This is a genomic window from Allobosea sp. CCNWLY174 (genome assembly GCF_037120455.1).
Taxonomy (GTDB): Bacteria; Pseudomonadota; Alphaproteobacteria; order Rhizobiales; family Beijerinckiaceae; genus Allobosea; species Allobosea lupini.
In genome coordinates this window covers 33,591-48,499 of the sequence record NZ_JBBBBQ010000009.1, presented here as the reverse complement: position 1 = coordinate 48,499, position 14,909 = coordinate 33,591, and the positions used below count along the sequence as shown (strand labels likewise).

Annotated in this window: 20 protein-coding genes; 9 read left to right on the top strand and 11 right to left on the bottom strand. The window is 66.1% G+C overall.

Going from position 1 to position 14,909, the window contains the following annotated elements:
• Positions 1-10 precede the first annotated feature (10 nt).
• A complete protein-coding gene (locus tag V7S63_RS22470) occupies positions 11-715 on the top strand; it encodes an invasion associated locus B family protein (protein WP_336531841.1) in 705 nt (234 codons plus the stop codon).
• 88 nt (positions 716-803) lie between these two features.
• On the opposite strand, the gene V7S63_RS22465 is transcribed toward V7S63_RS22470, so the two are convergent.
• From V7S63_RS22465 to V7S63_RS22455, 3 genes are all read right to left on the bottom strand, one after another.
• Complete coding sequence (locus V7S63_RS22465; RefSeq protein WP_336531840.1) at positions 804-1,733, bottom strand: dihydrodipicolinate synthase family protein; 930 nt, start codon at positions 1,731-1,733, stop codon at positions 804-806.
• 163 nt (positions 1,734-1,896) lie between these two features.
• Complete coding sequence (locus V7S63_RS22460) at positions 1,897-2,583, bottom strand: fumarylacetoacetate hydrolase family protein (protein ID WP_336531839.1); 687 nt, start codon at positions 2,581-2,583, stop codon at positions 1,897-1,899.
• 104 nt (positions 2,584-2,687) lie between these two features.
• Positions 2,688-3,158 carry an Lrp/AsnC family transcriptional regulator gene (locus V7S63_RS22455; protein WP_164547550.1) on the bottom strand — a complete coding sequence of 157 codons (471 nt, stop codon included), beginning with the start codon at positions 3,156-3,158 and terminating at the stop codon, positions 2,688-2,690.
• 156 nt (positions 3,159-3,314) lie between these two features.
• Here V7S63_RS22455 and V7S63_RS22450 point away from each other — a divergent pair, with 156 nt between their 5' ends.
• The 6 genes from V7S63_RS22450 (at position 3,315) to V7S63_RS22425 (ending at position 8,205) form a co-directional block, all read left to right on the top strand.
• Positions 3,315-4,331: an ABC transporter substrate-binding protein gene (locus V7S63_RS22450; protein WP_100962419.1), complete on the top strand. Its 1,017-nt coding sequence runs from the start codon at positions 3,315-3,317 to the stop codon at positions 4,329-4,331.
• Between the two features lie 13 nt (positions 4,332-4,344).
• Complete coding sequence (locus V7S63_RS22445; RefSeq protein ID WP_336531838.1) at positions 4,345-5,097, top strand: ABC transporter permease; 753 nt, start codon at positions 4,345-4,347, stop codon at positions 5,095-5,097.
• Positions 5,073-5,849 (top strand): ABC transporter ATP-binding protein, encoded by a 777-nt coding sequence (locus V7S63_RS22440; protein WP_336531837.1) that lies wholly within the window; start codon positions 5,073-5,075, stop codon positions 5,847-5,849. The genes V7S63_RS22445 and V7S63_RS22440 overlap by 25 nt, the downstream gene beginning before the upstream one ends.
• Before the next feature lie 107 nt (positions 5,850-5,956).
• Positions 5,957-6,436: an SRPBCC family protein gene (locus V7S63_RS22435; protein WP_336531836.1), complete on the top strand. Its 480-nt coding sequence runs from the start codon at positions 5,957-5,959 to the stop codon at positions 6,434-6,436.
• 138 nt (positions 6,437-6,574) lie between these two features.
• Entirely contained in the window at positions 6,575-7,768 is a 1,194-nt protein-coding gene (gene metZ, locus V7S63_RS22430; protein ID WP_336531835.1) for an O-succinylhomoserine sulfhydrylase, read from the top strand.
• Positions 7,769-7,824: 56 nt separating this feature from the next.
• Positions 7,825-8,205 carry a hypothetical protein gene (locus V7S63_RS22425; protein WP_091841470.1) on the top strand — a complete coding sequence of 127 codons (381 nt, stop codon included), beginning with the start codon at positions 7,825-7,827 and terminating at the stop codon, positions 8,203-8,205.
• Between the two features lie 8 nt (positions 8,206-8,213).
• On the opposite strand, the gene V7S63_RS22420 is transcribed toward V7S63_RS22425, so the two are convergent.
• From V7S63_RS22420 to fabA, 7 genes are all read right to left on the bottom strand, one after another.
• Complete coding sequence (locus V7S63_RS22420) at positions 8,214-8,459, bottom strand: DUF2188 domain-containing protein (RefSeq protein WP_091841467.1); 246 nt, start codon at positions 8,457-8,459, stop codon at positions 8,214-8,216.
• A gap of 105 nt (positions 8,460-8,564) precedes the next feature.
• Positions 8,565-9,398: an enoyl-ACP reductase FabI gene (fabI, locus tag V7S63_RS22415; protein WP_336531834.1), complete on the bottom strand. Its 834-nt coding sequence runs from the start codon at positions 9,396-9,398 to the stop codon at positions 8,565-8,567.
• Between the two features lie 18 nt (positions 9,399-9,416).
• Positions 9,417-9,827 carry a type II toxin-antitoxin system VapC family toxin gene (locus V7S63_RS22410; protein ID WP_336531833.1) on the bottom strand — a complete coding sequence of 137 codons (411 nt, stop codon included), beginning with the start codon at positions 9,825-9,827 and terminating at the stop codon, positions 9,417-9,419.
• A complete protein-coding gene (locus V7S63_RS22405; protein ID WP_336531832.1) occupies positions 9,824-10,066 on the bottom strand; it encodes a type II toxin-antitoxin system VapB family antitoxin in 243 nt (80 codons plus the stop codon). Before V7S63_RS22405 ends, V7S63_RS22410 begins: the two co-directional genes overlap by 4 nt.
• A 52-nt stretch (positions 10,067-10,118) precedes the next feature.
• Entirely contained in the window at positions 10,119-10,391 is a 273-nt protein-coding gene (locus V7S63_RS22400) for a DUF3303 domain-containing protein (protein WP_091841457.1), read from the bottom strand.
• A gap of 10 nt (positions 10,392-10,401) precedes the next feature.
• Positions 10,402-11,628 carry a beta-ketoacyl-ACP synthase I gene (fabB, locus tag V7S63_RS22395; RefSeq protein ID WP_091841454.1) on the bottom strand — a complete coding sequence of 409 codons (1,227 nt, stop codon included), beginning with the start codon at positions 11,626-11,628 and terminating at the stop codon, positions 10,402-10,404.
• Positions 11,629-11,813: 185 nt separating this feature from the next.
• Complete coding sequence (fabA, locus tag V7S63_RS22390; RefSeq protein ID WP_091841451.1) at positions 11,814-12,326, bottom strand: 3-hydroxyacyl-[acyl-carrier-protein] dehydratase FabA; 513 nt, start codon at positions 12,324-12,326, stop codon at positions 11,814-11,816.
• Positions 12,327-12,585: 259 nt separating this feature from the next.
• Between fabA and irrA the strand changes: the two genes are divergently transcribed.
• Positions 12,586-13,047: an iron response transcriptional regulator IrrA gene (irrA, locus tag V7S63_RS22385; protein ID WP_199777491.1), complete on the top strand. Its 462-nt coding sequence runs from the start codon at positions 12,586-12,588 to the stop codon at positions 13,045-13,047.
• 22 nt (positions 13,048-13,069) lie between these two features.
• On the opposite strand, the gene V7S63_RS22380 is transcribed toward irrA, so the two are convergent.
• Positions 13,070-13,606 (bottom strand): SH3 domain-containing protein, encoded by a 537-nt coding sequence (locus V7S63_RS22380; RefSeq protein WP_336531831.1) that lies wholly within the window; start codon positions 13,604-13,606, stop codon positions 13,070-13,072.
• A gap of 241 nt (positions 13,607-13,847) precedes the next feature.
• Between V7S63_RS22380 and V7S63_RS22375 the strand changes: the two genes are divergently transcribed.
• On the top strand, positions 13,848-14,843 hold the full coding sequence (locus V7S63_RS22375) for a 2-hydroxyacid dehydrogenase (RefSeq protein ID WP_091841442.1): 996 nt from the start codon (positions 13,848-13,850) through the stop codon (positions 14,841-14,843).
• Positions 14,844-14,909 lie beyond the last annotated feature (66 nt).

Sequence of the window (14,909 nt, the reverse complement as noted above, 5' to 3'; positions counted from 1 at the left end):
GAACACTGACGTGACCAAAGCAAATCTTCTTGGTATCGCCGTGCTTGCCGGCTGGATCAGCCTGCCGGCAATCTCCGCCCTCGCGCAGACAGAGCCGCCGGCGACCCAGGAGCCGGCGCCGCGCGCGCCAGCCGCCCGCCCGGCTCCCGCGGCACGTCCTGCCCCTGCGGCGCGTCCGGCGACGGCGAATCCGTCCGCCCGTCCCGCGACCGCGCAGGCTCCGGCGACGCCGAGCGTGAGCCAGCCAGCCGCTGCGACGGCGCGACTGCCGAACGGCGCCTTGGCCGTCAACGAGGTCTATGGCGACTGGACCGTCGATTGCCGCATCAATGACGGCCAGAAGCTCTGCCTGCTGTCGCAATCGCAGGGCGACAGCCGCACCAACCAGCGTGTCTTCGCAATCGAGTTGCGCGCGCCGAAGGATGGCCGCGCCGAAGGCACGATCCTCATGCCCTTCGGGGTCAAGCTCGAAAACGGCGCCGTGCTCAAGCTCGACGAGAAGGATCTCGGCCAGGGCCTGCGCTTCTCGACCTGCGTCCCGGCCGGCTGCCTGCTGCCGATTTCCTTCCCGACCGTGGCGACCGACGCGATCAAGGGCGGCAAGACGCTGACCGCGGCGGCGCTCAACCTGTCCAGCAACGACGTGGTCTCGTTCAACATCGCGCTGAACGGTTTCGGCCCGGCGCTCGACCGGCTTGTGCAGTTGGCGAACTGATCGAAGGCGGCATGTTCTGGCACGGACCCGAGCATCTCCCCGCGGGAGAGTCTCGGGTCAGCGCCTCGCTCCGCTTGAGACCGAGGGCTCAGAGCTTCGCGCGCGGATCTTGTTTCGCCAGCCGTCCGAGCAGGTAGTCGACCTCGGCCTTGGCGGCGGCGGTCAGGCCGGGCCCCGGCTTGCGCTGCGCGTCATGGCTGAGGATGCCGCGCTTCATCATCACATATTTGCGCACGGCGAGGCCCACGCCCTGCTGCTGCTCATAGCGCAGCAGCGGCAGATGCGCGTCGAAGATGTCATGGGCCTCGTCGCGGCGGCCGGCCTTGCTGGCCTTGACGACGTCGATCAGCAGTTCCGGGAAGGCGTAGCCGGTATTGGCGCCGTCGGCGCCGCGCTCCATCTCGAAATCGAGGAAGAGCCCGCCATTGCCGGTGAGGATCGCGACACGGCGCAGCGAACCTTCGGCCTCGAACTTGCGCAGCGTCGAAATCTTCTCGAGGCCCGGCCAGTCCTCATGCTTCAGCATCACGCAGGACGGGTTGTCCTGGATGATCTTGCGGATCACCGCCGGCGTCATCACGACCGATAGCGTCAGCGGATAGTCCTGGATGACGAAGGGGATGTCGGTGCCGATCGCCTCGACCGCCTGCGCGTAATAGCCGGTGATCTGGTCGTCGGTCCGCAGATTGGTCGGCGGAGCGATCATCACGCCGCCGGCGCCGAGATCCATGACCTGCCGCGCTAGGGAGCGCATCGCCGCGAAGCCTGGAGCGGAGACGCCGACGATGATCGGCTTAGCCCCCATCCTGGCGACGGCGCGCTTGACCAGCCCGATCGATTCCTCCGGCTCGAGCTTGGGCGCCTCGCCCATGATGCCGAGCACGGTGACGCCATCCGAGCCGATGCTGTGATAGAACTCGAACAGCCGGTCGGCCGAGGTCCAATCGACGCTGCCGTCTGGGTTGAACGGCGTCGGCGCGATCGGGAAGACGCCGGAGGCTTCGGGGGTCAGAGGCATGGCTCGATCCTAGCTATTAAAGACATTCAAGAAGCGGTCGTCCCGGGCGAGCGAAGGGAGACCCGGGACCCATTCCGGAACCTTGATGGGTGAGGTTCAGGCATGGGTCCCGGCTCTGCGCGGCTTCGCCGCTTCGGCCGGGACGACCTGTCTCCTCTGGTACTCAAACAATCCGCGTCCGGACGGTGCCGACGCCGGCGATGACGCCTTCGAGCAGATCGCCCTTGACGACGGCCGCGACGCCTTCGGGCGTTCCGGTCATGATCAGGTCACCCGGCGCCAGCGTGACGAAGCCGGACAGATACGAGATCGTCTCCGGCACGTTCCAGATCATCTTGGCGAGATCGGAGCTCTGGCGCACCGTGCCGTTGACCTTGAGCTCGATCAGCCCCTTGTCGGGGTGACCGGCCTTGGCCGCCGGGACGAGTTCGCCGATCGGCGCCGAGAAATCGAAGCCCTTGCCCATGTCCCAGGGCTTGCCGGCCTTCTTGGCCGCGCCCTGCAGGTCGCGGCGGGTCATGTCGAAGCCGGCGGCATAGCCGTAGACATGGGAGAGCGCATCGGCTTCGGCGATGTCCTTGCCGCCCTTACCGATCGCGACGACGAGCTCCATCTCATGGTGCAGGTCGGCGGTCTTGGGCGGGTAGGGCATGTCGGCGCCGCCGGTCAGCACGGCATCGGACGGCTTGGTGAAGAAGAACGGCTCCTCGCGATCGGGATCGCCGCCCATCTCGCGGGTGTGCTCGGCATAATTGCGGCCGACGCAGAAGATGCGGCGCACCGGGAAGAGCCCGCCGCCGGCCACCGGGATGACGGCGACCTTCGGCTGATCGATGACATAGCTGGACATGGGCACGCCCCGTTCGAGAAATCCGGGAGCGTTCATGCGGGAGCGCGCCCGCCGGGGCAAGTGCCGGGCATGCGATGGCGGGCCTGCGCTCCCCGCAATGACGCCTACGACGCCTTCGGCAGGTCGGGCACCTTGTAGGCCGTCGTCGCCTTGATCCGCTCCATGGCGAAGCGCGAGGTGACGTTCTTGAGCGGGATCGTTTCGATCAGCTTCTTGTAGAAGGTGTCGTAGGCGGCCATGTCGGCGACGACGACGCGCAGCATGTAATCGACGTCGCCGGCCATCCTGTAGAACTCGATCACCTCCGGCATCGCAGCGACGCTCTGGGCGAATTTCTCGAGCCAGGGGCCGGAATGGTCGGCCGTCTCGATCTGGACGAAGACGGTGAGCCCGAGCCCGATCTTTTCGGGCGCGACCAGCGCCACGCGCTTGATGATCACACCGGTCTGCTCAAGGCGCTGGATGCGCTTCCAGCAGGGGGTTTGCGACAGCCCGACCCGATCGGCGAGCTCCGCAATCGAGATATTGGAGTCTGCCTGCAACACGGTCAGAATCTTGCGATCAATGGCGTCCATCTCTCGATCCATGGCGATGTAGAAAAAACCCTTTGCCTGATCGAGGCAACGGAGAATTTTCTTCTTTTTGAAGAGCTAAGCTTGTCTTTAGATAGAAAATCCTTTTATCAGACGTCAATAGGCTCGAAAACACGCACCGTTCAGGGAATTCCGATCATGGACCGCCGCCAGTTCCTGCTCGCCGGCTCGTCGCTCGCTGCCGCGCTGCCGTTTGGCGCTCGCGCCCAGGAGGCGATCCCGGCCCGCATCGGCTATATCCCGATCATCGGCACCGCCCCGATCTTCGTCGCCAATGGCGAGGGCTGGCTGAAGCAGGCCGGCATCACGCCGACGTTCACCGTATTCGAATCCGGCCCGAACATGATCCAGGCGCTCGCCTCGGGCACGATCGATTTCTACGTCGCTGGTGTCGCCCCGCTCGCCGTCGCCCGCTCGCGCGGCGTCGATATCCGCGTCGTCGCCTCGACTGCGACCGGCGAAAACGTCTTCGTCGCCGCCCCGGCCCTGGCGAAGTTCTTCACGACCGGCACGAGTGCAGCCGCCGCCTTCAAGGCGCACAAGGCCACGACCGGCAAGCCGGCACGCCTCGCCACCCAGCCCGCCGGCTCGGTGCCCAACACCGTGCTGCAATACTGGCTCTGGGAGGTCGCCAAGGCCGACAAGGGCGATGTCGAGATCGTGCCGATGGGCATCGACGCGACGCAGCAGGCCGTGCTCGCCGGCGCCGTCGAGGGCGCGATCGTGCGCGAGCCGGCGCTGACCATCGTCCAGACCCGCAATCCCGGCATCAAGCTGATCGCCGGCGGCGAAGACGTGTTCCCCGGCCAGCCCGGCACGGTCGTCGCCGTCTCCGGCGCCTTCGCCGCCAAGAACGGCGCCGCCGTGCAGGGGCTGGTCTCCGGCCTGGTCAAGGCGGCCGACATCCTGATCAAGACCCCGGCCAAGGCCGCGCCCCATGTCGGCGCCGCGCTCGGCAAGGGCATCGTCGACCCCGCTTTGATCGAGAAGGCACTGGTCTCGCCGGCAACCCGCTTCGAGATCGACCCGCGCAAGATCATCGAGCCGGCCCGCGCCATGCAGGCCTATCAGGTCAAGCTCGGCTCGCTCGAGAAGGAACTTCCGTTCGACGGCCTGTTCGAGACGCAGTATTACGAGCGCGCCATCAAGGGCTGACGGGGCTATCGATTTGCGTTCACTGCGGGCTCCGGCCCTTGCCCTGACGGGCCTCGTCGCCTTCCTGCTGCTCTGGGAGGCGATCCCTTATCTCGGCATCGTCAATCCGGCCTTCCTGCCGGGCCCGAGCGCCCTGCCGAGTGCTTTCCTGCGCGAGGTCAAGTCCGGCGCCTGGCTCTCGGCGATCATGGGCTCGCTCGGCCACTACTTCATCGGCCTGTTCACCGGCGCAGGGCTTGGCATCGCGCTCGGCGTGCTCACCGGCATGTCCAAGATCGCCGAGGAGACCACCGCCTGGGTGGTTCGCGTGCTGCGGCCGATCCCCGGCCTTGCCTGGGTGCCGTTCGCGATCATCTGGTTCGGCGTCAACCCGCAGGCGGCGGTATTCATCATCGCGATCGGCGTGTTCTGGATCGTCTTCTTCGCGGCGCAGGGCGCGATCCGCGGCGTCGACCGCGACCTGATCGAGGTCGCCGACGCCTTTGGCTTCCGCTCGCCGCTTCAGCGCCTCAGCAAGATCCTGCTGCCGGCGGCATTGCCCGGCATCCTGATCGGCGTGCGCACCGCGCTCGGCCAGGCCTGGATGGCGGTGGTCGCCGCGGAGATCTTCGGCGTCGCCGGCGTCGGCCAGCGCATGATGCAGGCCTCCAGCCTGCTCGCGACCGATATCGTGGTGATCTACATGCTGACCATGGCAGCGCTTTACGGCCTGCTCGACACATTGTTCGTCGCCTTCCAGGGATGGGTGCTGCGTTGGAAAGCGTGATCGACATCAAGGAACTGTCGCTCACCTTTACCCGCGACGGCGAGGCGACGCAGGTGCTGCGCAAGCTCAACCTCTCTGTGGCCCCAGGCGAGTTCCTCGCCATCGTCGGCCCCTCCGGCGTCGGCAAGTCGACGCTGCTGCGAGTCATCGCCGGCTTGGCCAAGCCAAGCGGTGGCGAGGTCGTGATCAATGCGAAGGACAACACTCGCCGGCCGGTGGCGCTGGTCTTCCAGGATTCGCGGCTGCTGCCCTGGCGTAAGGTGATCGCCAATGTCGGCTTCGGCTTGGAAGGCCAGGCGCCCCGGGGGGAACGTCTCGCCAAGGCGCAGCAGACACTCGACCTCGTCGGCCTCGGCCATCTCGCCCAGCGCTGGCCGCATCAGCTCTCCGGCGGCCAGCGCCAGCGCGTCTCGCTGGCGCGCGCGCTCGCGGTCGAACCCGAGATCCTGCTGATGGACGAACCCTTCTCGGCACTCGACGCGCTGACGCGCGAGACCCTGCAGGACGAGCTGATCGAGGTCCGCCGCCGCACCGGCAAGACGGTGCTGTTCGTCACCCACGACATCGACGAAGCCGCCTATCTCGCCGACCGGGTCGTGGTGCTCTCCGGCGCACCCGGCCAGATCATTGCCGAGCACAAGATCGTGGCCGCCCATCCGCGCCGGCGCGGGGCGGAAGCGGAAGCGCAGATCGTGCGGGCGGTGCGCGTCGATCTCGGCGCGGATATCGTGAGTGACGGGGCTGCGATCTGAACTGCCGGACGCCGCGCTCGCGCGAATTCACGCCGGACTTGTTACTCACTACCGTCCGAGGCATCCGGCTACGGTTCTCCCATCGCACCAGACGAGAGGAGAACGTCATGACCAACCGCGATTACACCCTCAGCTTCACCGTCGCCCAGTCACCGGACACCGTCTTCGCCGCCATCGCCAATGTGCGCGGCTGGTGGTCGCAGGAGATCAGCGGCGGCACCGAGCATGTCGGCGACATCTTCGCCTACCGCTACCAGGACCTGCATCGCTGCAGGATCGCGATCACGGAGGCGGCGCCCGGCAAGAGAATCGTCTGGCACGTGCTCGACAACTATTTCAGCTTCACCCGGGACGAGACCGAGTGGAAGGGCACGGACATCGTCTTCGACATCAGCAGCAAGGACGGCGTCACCGAAGTCACCTTCACCCATCGCGGGCTGGTGCCGAGCTATGAATGCTTCGAGGCCTGCTCGCAGGGCTGGCGCATGTATGTCGAAGGCAGCCTGCGCGACTTGATCATGACCGGCAAGGGCCGCCCCAATGTCGGCGAGGCGATGACCGAGAGCGAGCGCATTCTCGCCGCCTGAGCGCATCCGGCATGGGATAGAGGGGCGCCAAACTCGCGCTTTGGCGCTCCCTACGCAGAAAGTTCGTTCGCCTTTACGAACGCGGGCGACGGTGATATTCCCTTCGTCCGTTATATCGAACGAGCCGGACGAGATATCATGGCGAACGACGCGACAGGCACAGCCGCACTGCATCCCGAAACCCTGCTCGTCCACGCCGGCACGCTGCGCTCGCAATATGGCGAGACCTCGGAAGCCCTGTTCCTGACGCAGGGCCATGTCTATGACAGCGCCGAGCAGGCCGAGGGCCGCTTCCTGAACACCGATCCGGGCTTCCAGTACGGGCGCCTCTCCAACCCGACCGTCGCCATGCTGGAACAGCGCATGGCGACCTTCGAGGGCGCCGAGGCCTGCCGCGCTACCGCGACCGGGATGGCAGCCGTCACCGCGGCAGTGATGGCTCCGGTCCGGGCCGGCGATCATGTCGTGGCGGCACGCGCCCTGTTCGGCTCCTGTCGCTACGTCATCGAGGAGCATCTGCCGCGCTACGGCGTCGAGTCGACGCTGGTCGACGGCACCGACATTGCCGCCTGGCGCGCTGCGATCAGGCCGAACACCAAGCTGCTCTTCCTGGAGAGCCCGGCCAATCCGACGCTGGAGGTGATCGACATCGCCGCCGTCGCCGCGATCGCCAAGGAGGCCGGCGTCATCCTCGTGGTCGACAATGTCTTTGCAACGCCACTATTCCAGCGCCCGCTCGAACTCGGCGCCGATCTCGTCGTCTATTCCGCCACCAAGCACATCGACGGCCAGGGCCGCTGCCTCGGCGGCCTTATCCTCGGCTCGAAGGCGCTGATCGAGGCCGATATTCAGACCTATCTACGCCAGACCGGCCCGGCCATGTCGCCCTTCAACGGTTGGGTGATGCTGAAATCGCTGGAGACGCTGCCCCTGCGCATTCGCCAGCAGGCACAGAACGCGACTGCGGTCGCGACCTGGCTCAAGGGCCGCAAGGACCTGCCGCATGTCGCCTTCATCGGCGATCCCGACCATCCCCAGGCCGACATCATCGCCAGGCAGATGACCGGCCCCTCGACGCTGATCGCCTTCGAGGTTACGGGCGGCAAGGACGCGGCCTACCGCTTCCTCAACCGGCTCAGGCTGATCCGCATCTCCAACAATCTCGGTGACGCCAAGAGCCTGATCGTCCATCCGGCGACGACGACCCATCAGCGTTTTACGGCGGAGGTGCGCGCCAGCATGGGCGTCGGCGACGGTCTGGTCCGCCTTTCGATCGGGCTGGAACATGCAGACGACCTCATCGCCGATCTCAAGCAGGCGCTCGACGGCTGATTCGAACCAGTGTCGCGGCCGCGCGTTGGACCTTCGGCAACAACCGAGGTTCAACCATGATCCGCAAGCCCGCCTGCACGAAGACCGCCTGCACGACCGCGCTTCTGGCCCTGCTCGCCGCGCCGGCGTTCGCTCAGAACGCTGCGCCCGCCTCGCCGGCACCCGTCGAAAAGCCGTCCTCGCCGGAACTCGTCGCCTGCAAGGCGACCGCGATGGCGGCACTGACGGCGCGCGAGCCCGAGATCAAGGACATCTATATCGACGAGGATGGGCTGACGATCGCGGTGTCCGAGACCAAGGTCGAGGATACGCCGATCAAGCGCATCATCATGGGCGAGGCCTATCTGAAGACCGACAAATCCGACAAGCCGCGCCGCTTCCTCTGCCTGGTCGGCGAGAAGGGCAAGGTGCTGCTGACCTTCTTCACACAGCGATAGGCAACGCCTCAACCGCCATCGACGATCTGCGTGGTCGGCCGGTCGCGGCCGTCGGCCAGTTCTTCGTGCCATTCGCCCTTGGCATCCTGATAGACGATGCCGTCAGTGACACCAGGCCTCTTCTGGCGGGCAGCGGCCTTGTTCGCCGCCTTCAGCGCGGCGTCATGCGAGCGGAAGGTTTCCGAAAGAGCGTCGCCGACCTTGTAGGCCCAGCCGCCATCGTGCTGGACGATCTCGTACTTCACCATGACCATGAGCGTCCTCCATGGCTCACTGATCGAACCAATGGCGTGCGCCCCCGGTTCCACCGACGGCGAGGATAGCCCTGCCTCGCCCGCGGCGAAAGAGCGTCTTGGCGTTCAGTCGCCGTTGCCGGTATCGGCGGCGCGCAGCCCGTCCAGCACCGGCATCGAGGTGATGTGATAGCCGGCGTCAATATGGTGGATGTCGCCGGTGACGCCCGCTGACAGGTCAGAGAGATAATACAGAGCCGAGCCGCCGATCTCGTCCAGCGTCACCGATTTGCGCAGGGGCGAGTTGGCGCGCTGCCAGGAATACATGGCGCGCGCGTCCGAAATGCCGGCGCCGGCCAGCGTGCGCACCGGCCCGGGCGAGAGCGCATTCACGCGGATGCCTTTCGGTCCGTAATCGGCAGCGAGGTAGCGCATGCTGGCTTCGAGCGCCGCCTTGGCGACGCCCATGACATTGTAGTTCGGCATCACGCGGGTCGAGCCGCCATAGGTCAGCGTGATCATGCTGCCGCCCTGCGGCATGCGCTCGGCGGCGCGCTTGGCCGCTTCAGTGAACGAGAAACAGGAGATCACCATGGTGCGCGAGAAATTCTCGCGGGTGGTGTCGGCATAAAGCCCCTTGAGCTCGTTCTTGTCGGAGAAGCCGATGGCGTGGATCAGGAAATCGAGCGTGTTGCGCTCGGGGTCGCCACCCCAGGCCTCGTCGATCGCGGCGAAGGCGGCATCGACCGTCGTGACGTCCTCGACATCGCAGGGAATCACCAGCTTCGAGCCGATGCTCTCGGCCAGCGGCTTGACGCGCTTGCCGAGCGCCTCGCCCTGATAGGTGAAGGCCATTTCGGCGCCATGCGCATGCAGGGTCCGGGCGATGCCCCAGGCGATCGAATTCTGGTTGGCGACGCCCATGACGAGGCCGCGCTTATTGTGCATCAGGGGGAGCATGGGGGTCACTATTCGTGTTTACGGGCCGGAGCGGGCGGAGGGCAGATCTGTTTGGCTGAAATCCTGCCCCTTGAACAGGATGCGAGCATCATGAACGGCCGCGCAGGCATAGGCAAAACAATCGCCCATGTTGAGCGCCGCCGGATGACGCGCTTTGCCGAAACGGTCGAAAACGGATACCGCGACGTGACCCTGCCCCTCATCGATCGGTGCGACGGCAATCGACATCCGGCTCAAGGTGAGATGAACCTCGTCCCTGGCGATAGCCGCAGGAATGGCATTGACGCGCGCGATCGCGAGCGATGCCTCATCGATCGCAAAGGGCGAGGTTATGGCGGAGTCGCCCTCATCGAGGGCACTTGCGAGATCGGCCGCGTCCGGCTCACCCAGGATCATGGCAACGATCGCCGAGGCGTCGACATAGATCATTCGTCGCCCGACAGCCAATCGTAGAACGTCTTGTCGGCCTTCAAACCTGTCTTCGGATAGGCGGCGACGCGCTCTTGGATGTCCCGGATACGCTCGATCATCGGCCGTTTGTCTTCTTCGAGCTTGGCAAGCTCGCTTTCGACGGCGCCTCGCACGGCCTCGGTCATGCTCACGCCCTTGCGCGCCGCGAGCTGCCGCACGGCCTTGTCCGTTCTCGGATCGCGGATGTGGAAAGCCATCGGATGCTCCGTCTAGACGACGCACATAGTCGTCTAGACGACCGCTGTCACCTCAGAGGTGCTTCTTCACGGCCGCCGCCGTGTCCTTCGAGCTCGCCAGCGGCACGATCTCGAAGCGGGCGAGATCGCCCCAGGCCAGCACCCATTCCTGCAGCTTGGTGACGTCGTCGCACTGCATCACCTGGAAACACCGGGCAAAATCCGCCGAGATCCAGCTGTCGATATAGGTCAGGCCTTCGGGCATCATCCGGCCATGCTCATGGAAGCGGGCGTAGATCTCCTTCACGCGCGCCTGGTCGAAATGCTCGATCACCATGAAGAGCATGGCCCGCTCCTCAGGCTTCCAGACGCTTCATCACGATCGTCGCGTTGGTGCCGCCGAAGCCGAAGGAGTTGGAGAGCACGCAGCCGAGGCCAGCATTGTCGATGCGCTTGCGCACGATCGGCATGTCGGCAAAGGCCGGGTCGAGCTCCTCGATATGGGCGCTCTCGCAGATGAAGTCGTTGTTGAGCATCAGCAGCGAATAGATCGCCTCCTGCACGCCGGTGGCGCCCAGCGAATGGCCGGTCAGCGACTTCGTCGCCGAGATCGGCGGGCTCTTCTCGCCGGCGCCGAAGACCTCGCGGATCGCCTCGATCTCCTTGGCGTCGCCGACCGGGGTCGAGGTTCCGTGTGGGTTGATGTAGTCGATCTTGGCCTTCACGCCGTCGAGCGCCATGCGCATGCAGCGCACCGCGCCCTCGCCGGACGGAGCGACCATGTCGTAGCCATCCGATGACGCGCCGTAGCCGACGATCTCGCCATAGATGCGGGCGCCACGGGCCTTGGCGTGCTCGAGTTCCTCCAGCACGACGACGCCGGCGCCGCCGGCGATGACGAAACCGTCGCGGCGGGCGTCATAGGCGCGCGAAGCCACGGCAGGCGTCTCGTTGAAGTCGGACGACATCGCGCCCATGCCGTCGAACAGCACGGAGAGCGTCCAGTCGAGCTCCTCGCAGCCGCCGGCGAAGATCACGTCCTGCTTGCCCCACTGGATCAGCTCATAGGCGTTGCCGATGCAATGGTTCGAGGTCGCGCAGGCCGAGGAGATCGAATAGTTGACGCCCTTGATCTTGAACCACGTCGCCAGCGTCGCCGAGGCTGTCGAAGACATGCCCTTGGGCACGGCGAAGGGACCGACCTTCTTGGACGAGCCGCTCTCGCGCGCCTTGTCGTAGGCGTCGATCAGCGCGCGGGTCGAGGGGCCGCCCGAGCCCATGATGATGCCGGTGCGCTCATGGCTGATTTCTTTGTCTTCCAGCCCGGCGTCGCGGATGGCTTGCTCCATCGCAACCTGGTTCCAGGCCGAGCCGCCGCCATGGAAACGCATGGCACGGCGGTCGAGCACGGTCGCAGGATCGAGCGTGGGCGCGCCGGCGACGCGGCTGCGAAAGCCGTGCTCGGCGAAATCCTGGGCATAGGAGATGCCGGACTTGGCCTCGCGCAGCGAGGCCAGCACTTCCTGCGTATTGTTGCCGATGGACGAGACGATGCCCATCCCGGTGACCACAACGCGTCTCATGCTGCTTCTCCGGCTCTTTGGTGACGGGCCGGGAGGCCAACCCCGGACCTATGATAGATCGACACCCGCGCAAATGGACCGCGCGGACAGCGAAGGCAAGGCGCGACGATCGCCTTTATGATTCCGAGCGAGATTTCAGCGAAAACCGGTGACCACTTTTCGCATCCCGCTCGGGTTTATTTTGCTTAGGCTGCTTCCGGCTTGAACAGGCCGACGCGCATATCGGTCGTCGTATAGATGCGCTTCCCGTCGGCCTCGAGCCAGCCATCGGCGATGCCGAGGACGAGCTTGGACTTGAAGACGCGCTTGAAATCGACGCCGTAGACGACGTGCTTGACCGAGGGCAGAACCTGGTCGGCGAACTTGACCTCGCCGACGCCGAGCGCGCGGCCGCGGCCCGGCAGGCCGAGCCAGCCGAGGAAGAAGCCGGTGAGCTGCCAGAGCGCATCGAGGCCGAGGCAGCCCGGCATCACCGGATCGCCCTTGAAATGGCAGTCGAAGAACCAGAGGTCCGGCCGGACGTCGAGCTCGGCGCGCACCATGCCCTTGCCATGCGGGCCGCCGGTCTCGCTGATCTCTGCGATACGGTCGAACATCAGCATCGGCGGCAGCGGCAGCTGCGCATTGCCCGGCCCGAAGAGTTCGCCGCGCCCGCAAGCGAGGATCTCCTCGTAGCTGAATGACGATTGCCGCTCCATATCCGACTTCACTCCATTCAGGCCGCCCGCTATCCGGTGGCCAACTCCCGATGCAACGTGCCTAACACGGTGGCGCTGCGGAACGAAAGGGTCGGGGCGGCCTACCGTGGAAGATCGCAGCCCGTTTCCTGCCAAGGCACCGAGCCAAAGCCGGCCGGCGGCACCGCGATGCTTGCAGCTGGACAACCAAGGCCTTACATCGAATCTAAACGATGGCGTCCCGATCATGGGGACGGGTTTCACGGAGACGACGCGCGGCATGGACGGCCTGACGCAGGACCAGGGCTACGGAACGGACGCGCGGCAGGGCTGCCCCTTCCACGATGTGCGCCAGAAGCTGCGCCGGGTGGGCCTGCGGCCGACGCGACAGCGGGTCTCGCTGGGCTGGCTGCTCTTCGCCAAGGGCGACCGGCACATCAGCGCCGAGATGCTCTACGAGGAGGCGATGAAGGCGCGCGTGCCGGTCTCGCTTGCGACGGTCTACAATACGCTGCATCAATTCACGCAGGCTGGCCTGCTGCGCGAGCTCGCGATCGACGGCGCCAAGACCTTCTTCGACACCGACAACAGCGACCATCACCATTTCGTCGTCGATGGTGAGGACAAGGTCATCGACATCCCGGCCTCGGCGGTCGACGTCGCCGAATTGCCGCCTCCTCCCGATGGCTACGAGATCAGCCGGGTCGACGTCGTCGTCAGGTTGCGCAAGGTCGCCGGCTGAGGCTTCCGCGCCGCGACCGGACCTACTGCACGGTCTCGTTGGGATAGACGCCCCAGAGTCGGTCCTGCTTCATGTAGCCAGACATCTTGCTCACCGTGACGCGGCACCAGCCATTCTGGCAGGACTGGACATTGGCGATGACGCCGGGCTCGAGCGTCGCCACCACCGGCGCGCTGTCGCTGGTCGTCTCGCGCAGCGAGAAGGTTTCGCCCTTGTTCTTCGACCAGGGTGAGACCAGCACGGTGCGCCGTCCCGAGAGCAGGCTGTGCAGCACCCAGCCCTCGGTGCCGTCGGCATCGCGCACGCGGCGCCATGTCTCGAATTCGGCGGTGATCTCGACCGGCAAGCCGGCGCGCTGGAACACCCAGCTGGTGCGGTGCTCCTTCGAGGGCCCCTCGCGCAGATTGACGCGGTCCGACTTCAGGCTGACATAGCGCGGCAGCGGCAGGCCGGAGACCGGGCCGTTGGCGACCTCCTGGGCTGAAGCTGGCATCGCCGGCAGGGCCAGGCCCGCCGCAACCACAAGGCCGAGCGCTACGCGCATCGTCTGAACCGTCATCCCACCCACTCCTCGCCTGTCCCGCTTCCGGCGCATTAGCGCCAAAGGGTCAGGTTGTGTTCCGCCGCAACGCTGCTAGAGAACGAAACGGCCGCCGACCGTCGAAACGGCCCGACTCAATTCCTGATGCGCCTCGGTTAATGGGGGGTTGAGGCGGAATGGCGACGCTGCGGCCACTGGTCGCGCCCGGCCGGGCGCAGCGCCGGCAGTATCGGAGCCTGAGGGGCATCAAGGAGCCGCCATGACGAAGAAAAAGCCCCTGGTCGTGGTTACGCGCAAGCTTCCGGCCGTGGTCGAGACGCGCATGCGTGAGCTCTTCGACGCCAGGCTCAATCTCGACGACACGCCGATGAGCCAGGCCGCGTTGGTCGAGGCGATGAAGACCGCCGACGTGCTGGTCCCGACCGTGACCGACAAGATCGACGCCGGGCTGATCGCCCAGGCCGGCGAGCAATTGCGCCTGATCGCCAATTTCGGCAACGGCGTCGACAATATCGACGTCGCCAGCGCGGTGCAGCGTGGCATCACCGTGACCAACACGCCGGGCGTGCTGACCGACGACACTGCCGACATGACGATGGCGCTGATCCTCGCCGTCGCCCGACGCATCGCAGAGGGCGCCCGCATCATCACCGACGACGAATGGGCCGGCTGGTCGCCGAACTGGATGCTGGGCCGCCGCATCACCGGCAAGCGCCTCGGCATCGTCGGCATGGGCCGGATCGGCCAGGCGCTGGCCAGGCGCGCCGCTGCCTTCGGCCTGTCGATCCACTACCACAACCGCCGCCGGCTCGACTCGCGCATCGAGGAAGCGCTCGACGCGACCTATTGGGATTCTCTCGACCAGATGCTGGCGCGCATGGACGTCGTCTCGGTCAACTGCCCGCACACGCCGGCGACCTATCACCTGCTCTCGGCCCGCCGGCTCAAGCTGATGAAGCCCGACGCCATCCTGGTGAATACGGCGCGCGGCGAGATCGTCGACGAATCCGCCCTGTCGCGCATGCTGGAAGCCGGCGAGCTCGCCGGCGCCGGGCTCGACGTGTTCGAGCACGAGCCGGCGGTCAATCCGCGCCTGCTCAAGCTCGCCCGCCAGCACCGCGTCGTGGTTTTGCCCCATATGGGCTCGGCCACACATGAGGGCCGCGCCGACATGGGCGAGAAGGTCATCGTCAACATCAAGACCTTCATGGACGGGCACAAGCCGCCGGATCGCGTCCTGCCCAGCATGCTCTGAGCCCTGGCAGCGCCTCTCGTCATGTGAGGCGCTCCGAGTCGCATCGGCCGCGCCTTAACGCGTGGC

Excerpts from the sequence above, each read along its gene's own strand:
- V7S63_RS22465 (WP_336531840.1), bottom strand. The coding sequence starts at position 1,733 with ATGCCTCTGACCCCCGAAGCCTCCGGCGTCTTCCCGATCGCGCCGACG.
- V7S63_RS22460 (WP_336531839.1), bottom strand. The coding sequence starts at position 2,583 with ATGTCCAGCTATGTCATCGATCAGCCGAAGGTCGCCGTCATCCCGGTG.
- V7S63_RS22455 (WP_164547550.1), bottom strand. The coding sequence starts at position 3,158 with ATGGACGCCATTGATCGCAAGATTCTGACCGTGTTGCAGGCAGACTCC.
- V7S63_RS22450 (WP_100962419.1), top strand. The coding sequence starts at position 3,315 with ATGGACCGCCGCCAGTTCCTGCTCGCCGGCTCGTCGCTCGCTGCCGCG.
- V7S63_RS22440 (WP_336531837.1), top strand. The coding sequence starts at position 5,073 with ATGGGTGCTGCGTTGGAAAGCGTGATCGACATCAAGGAACTGTCGCTC.
- V7S63_RS22435 (WP_336531836.1), top strand. The coding sequence starts at position 5,957 with ATGACCAACCGCGATTACACCCTCAGCTTCACCGTCGCCCAGTCACCG.
- metZ (WP_336531835.1), top strand. The coding sequence starts at position 6,575 with ATGGCGAACGACGCGACAGGCACAGCCGCACTGCATCCCGAAACCCTG.
- V7S63_RS22425 (WP_091841470.1), top strand. The coding sequence starts at position 7,825 with ATGATCCGCAAGCCCGCCTGCACGAAGACCGCCTGCACGACCGCGCTT.
- V7S63_RS22420 (WP_091841467.1), bottom strand. The coding sequence starts at position 8,459 with ATGGTCATGGTGAAGTACGAGATCGTCCAGCACGATGGCGGCTGGGCC.
- fabI (WP_336531834.1), bottom strand. The coding sequence starts at position 9,398 with ATGCTCCCCCTGATGCACAATAAGCGCGGCCTCGTCATGGGCGTCGCC.
- V7S63_RS22410 (WP_336531833.1), bottom strand. The coding sequence starts at position 9,827 with ATGATCTATGTCGACGCCTCGGCGATCGTTGCCATGATCCTGGGTGAG.
- V7S63_RS22405 (WP_336531832.1), bottom strand. The coding sequence starts at position 10,066 with ATGGCTTTCCACATCCGCGATCCGAGAACGGACAAGGCCGTGCGGCAG.
- V7S63_RS22400 (WP_091841457.1), bottom strand. The coding sequence starts at position 10,391 with ATGCTCTTCATGGTGATCGAGCATTTCGACCAGGCGCGCGTGAAGGAG.
- fabB (WP_091841454.1), bottom strand. The coding sequence starts at position 11,628 with ATGAGACGCGTTGTGGTCACCGGGATGGGCATCGTCTCGTCCATCGGC.
- fabA (WP_091841451.1), bottom strand. The coding sequence starts at position 12,326 with ATGGAGCGGCAATCGTCATTCAGCTACGAGGAGATCCTCGCTTGCGGG.
- irrA (WP_199777491.1), top strand. The coding sequence starts at position 12,586 with ATGGACGGCCTGACGCAGGACCAGGGCTACGGAACGGACGCGCGGCAG.
- V7S63_RS22380 (WP_336531831.1), bottom strand. The coding sequence starts at position 13,606 with ATGACGGTTCAGACGATGCGCGTAGCGCTCGGCCTTGTGGTTGCGGCG.
- V7S63_RS22375 (WP_091841442.1), top strand. The coding sequence starts at position 13,848 with ATGACGAAGAAAAAGCCCCTGGTCGTGGTTACGCGCAAGCTTCCGGCC.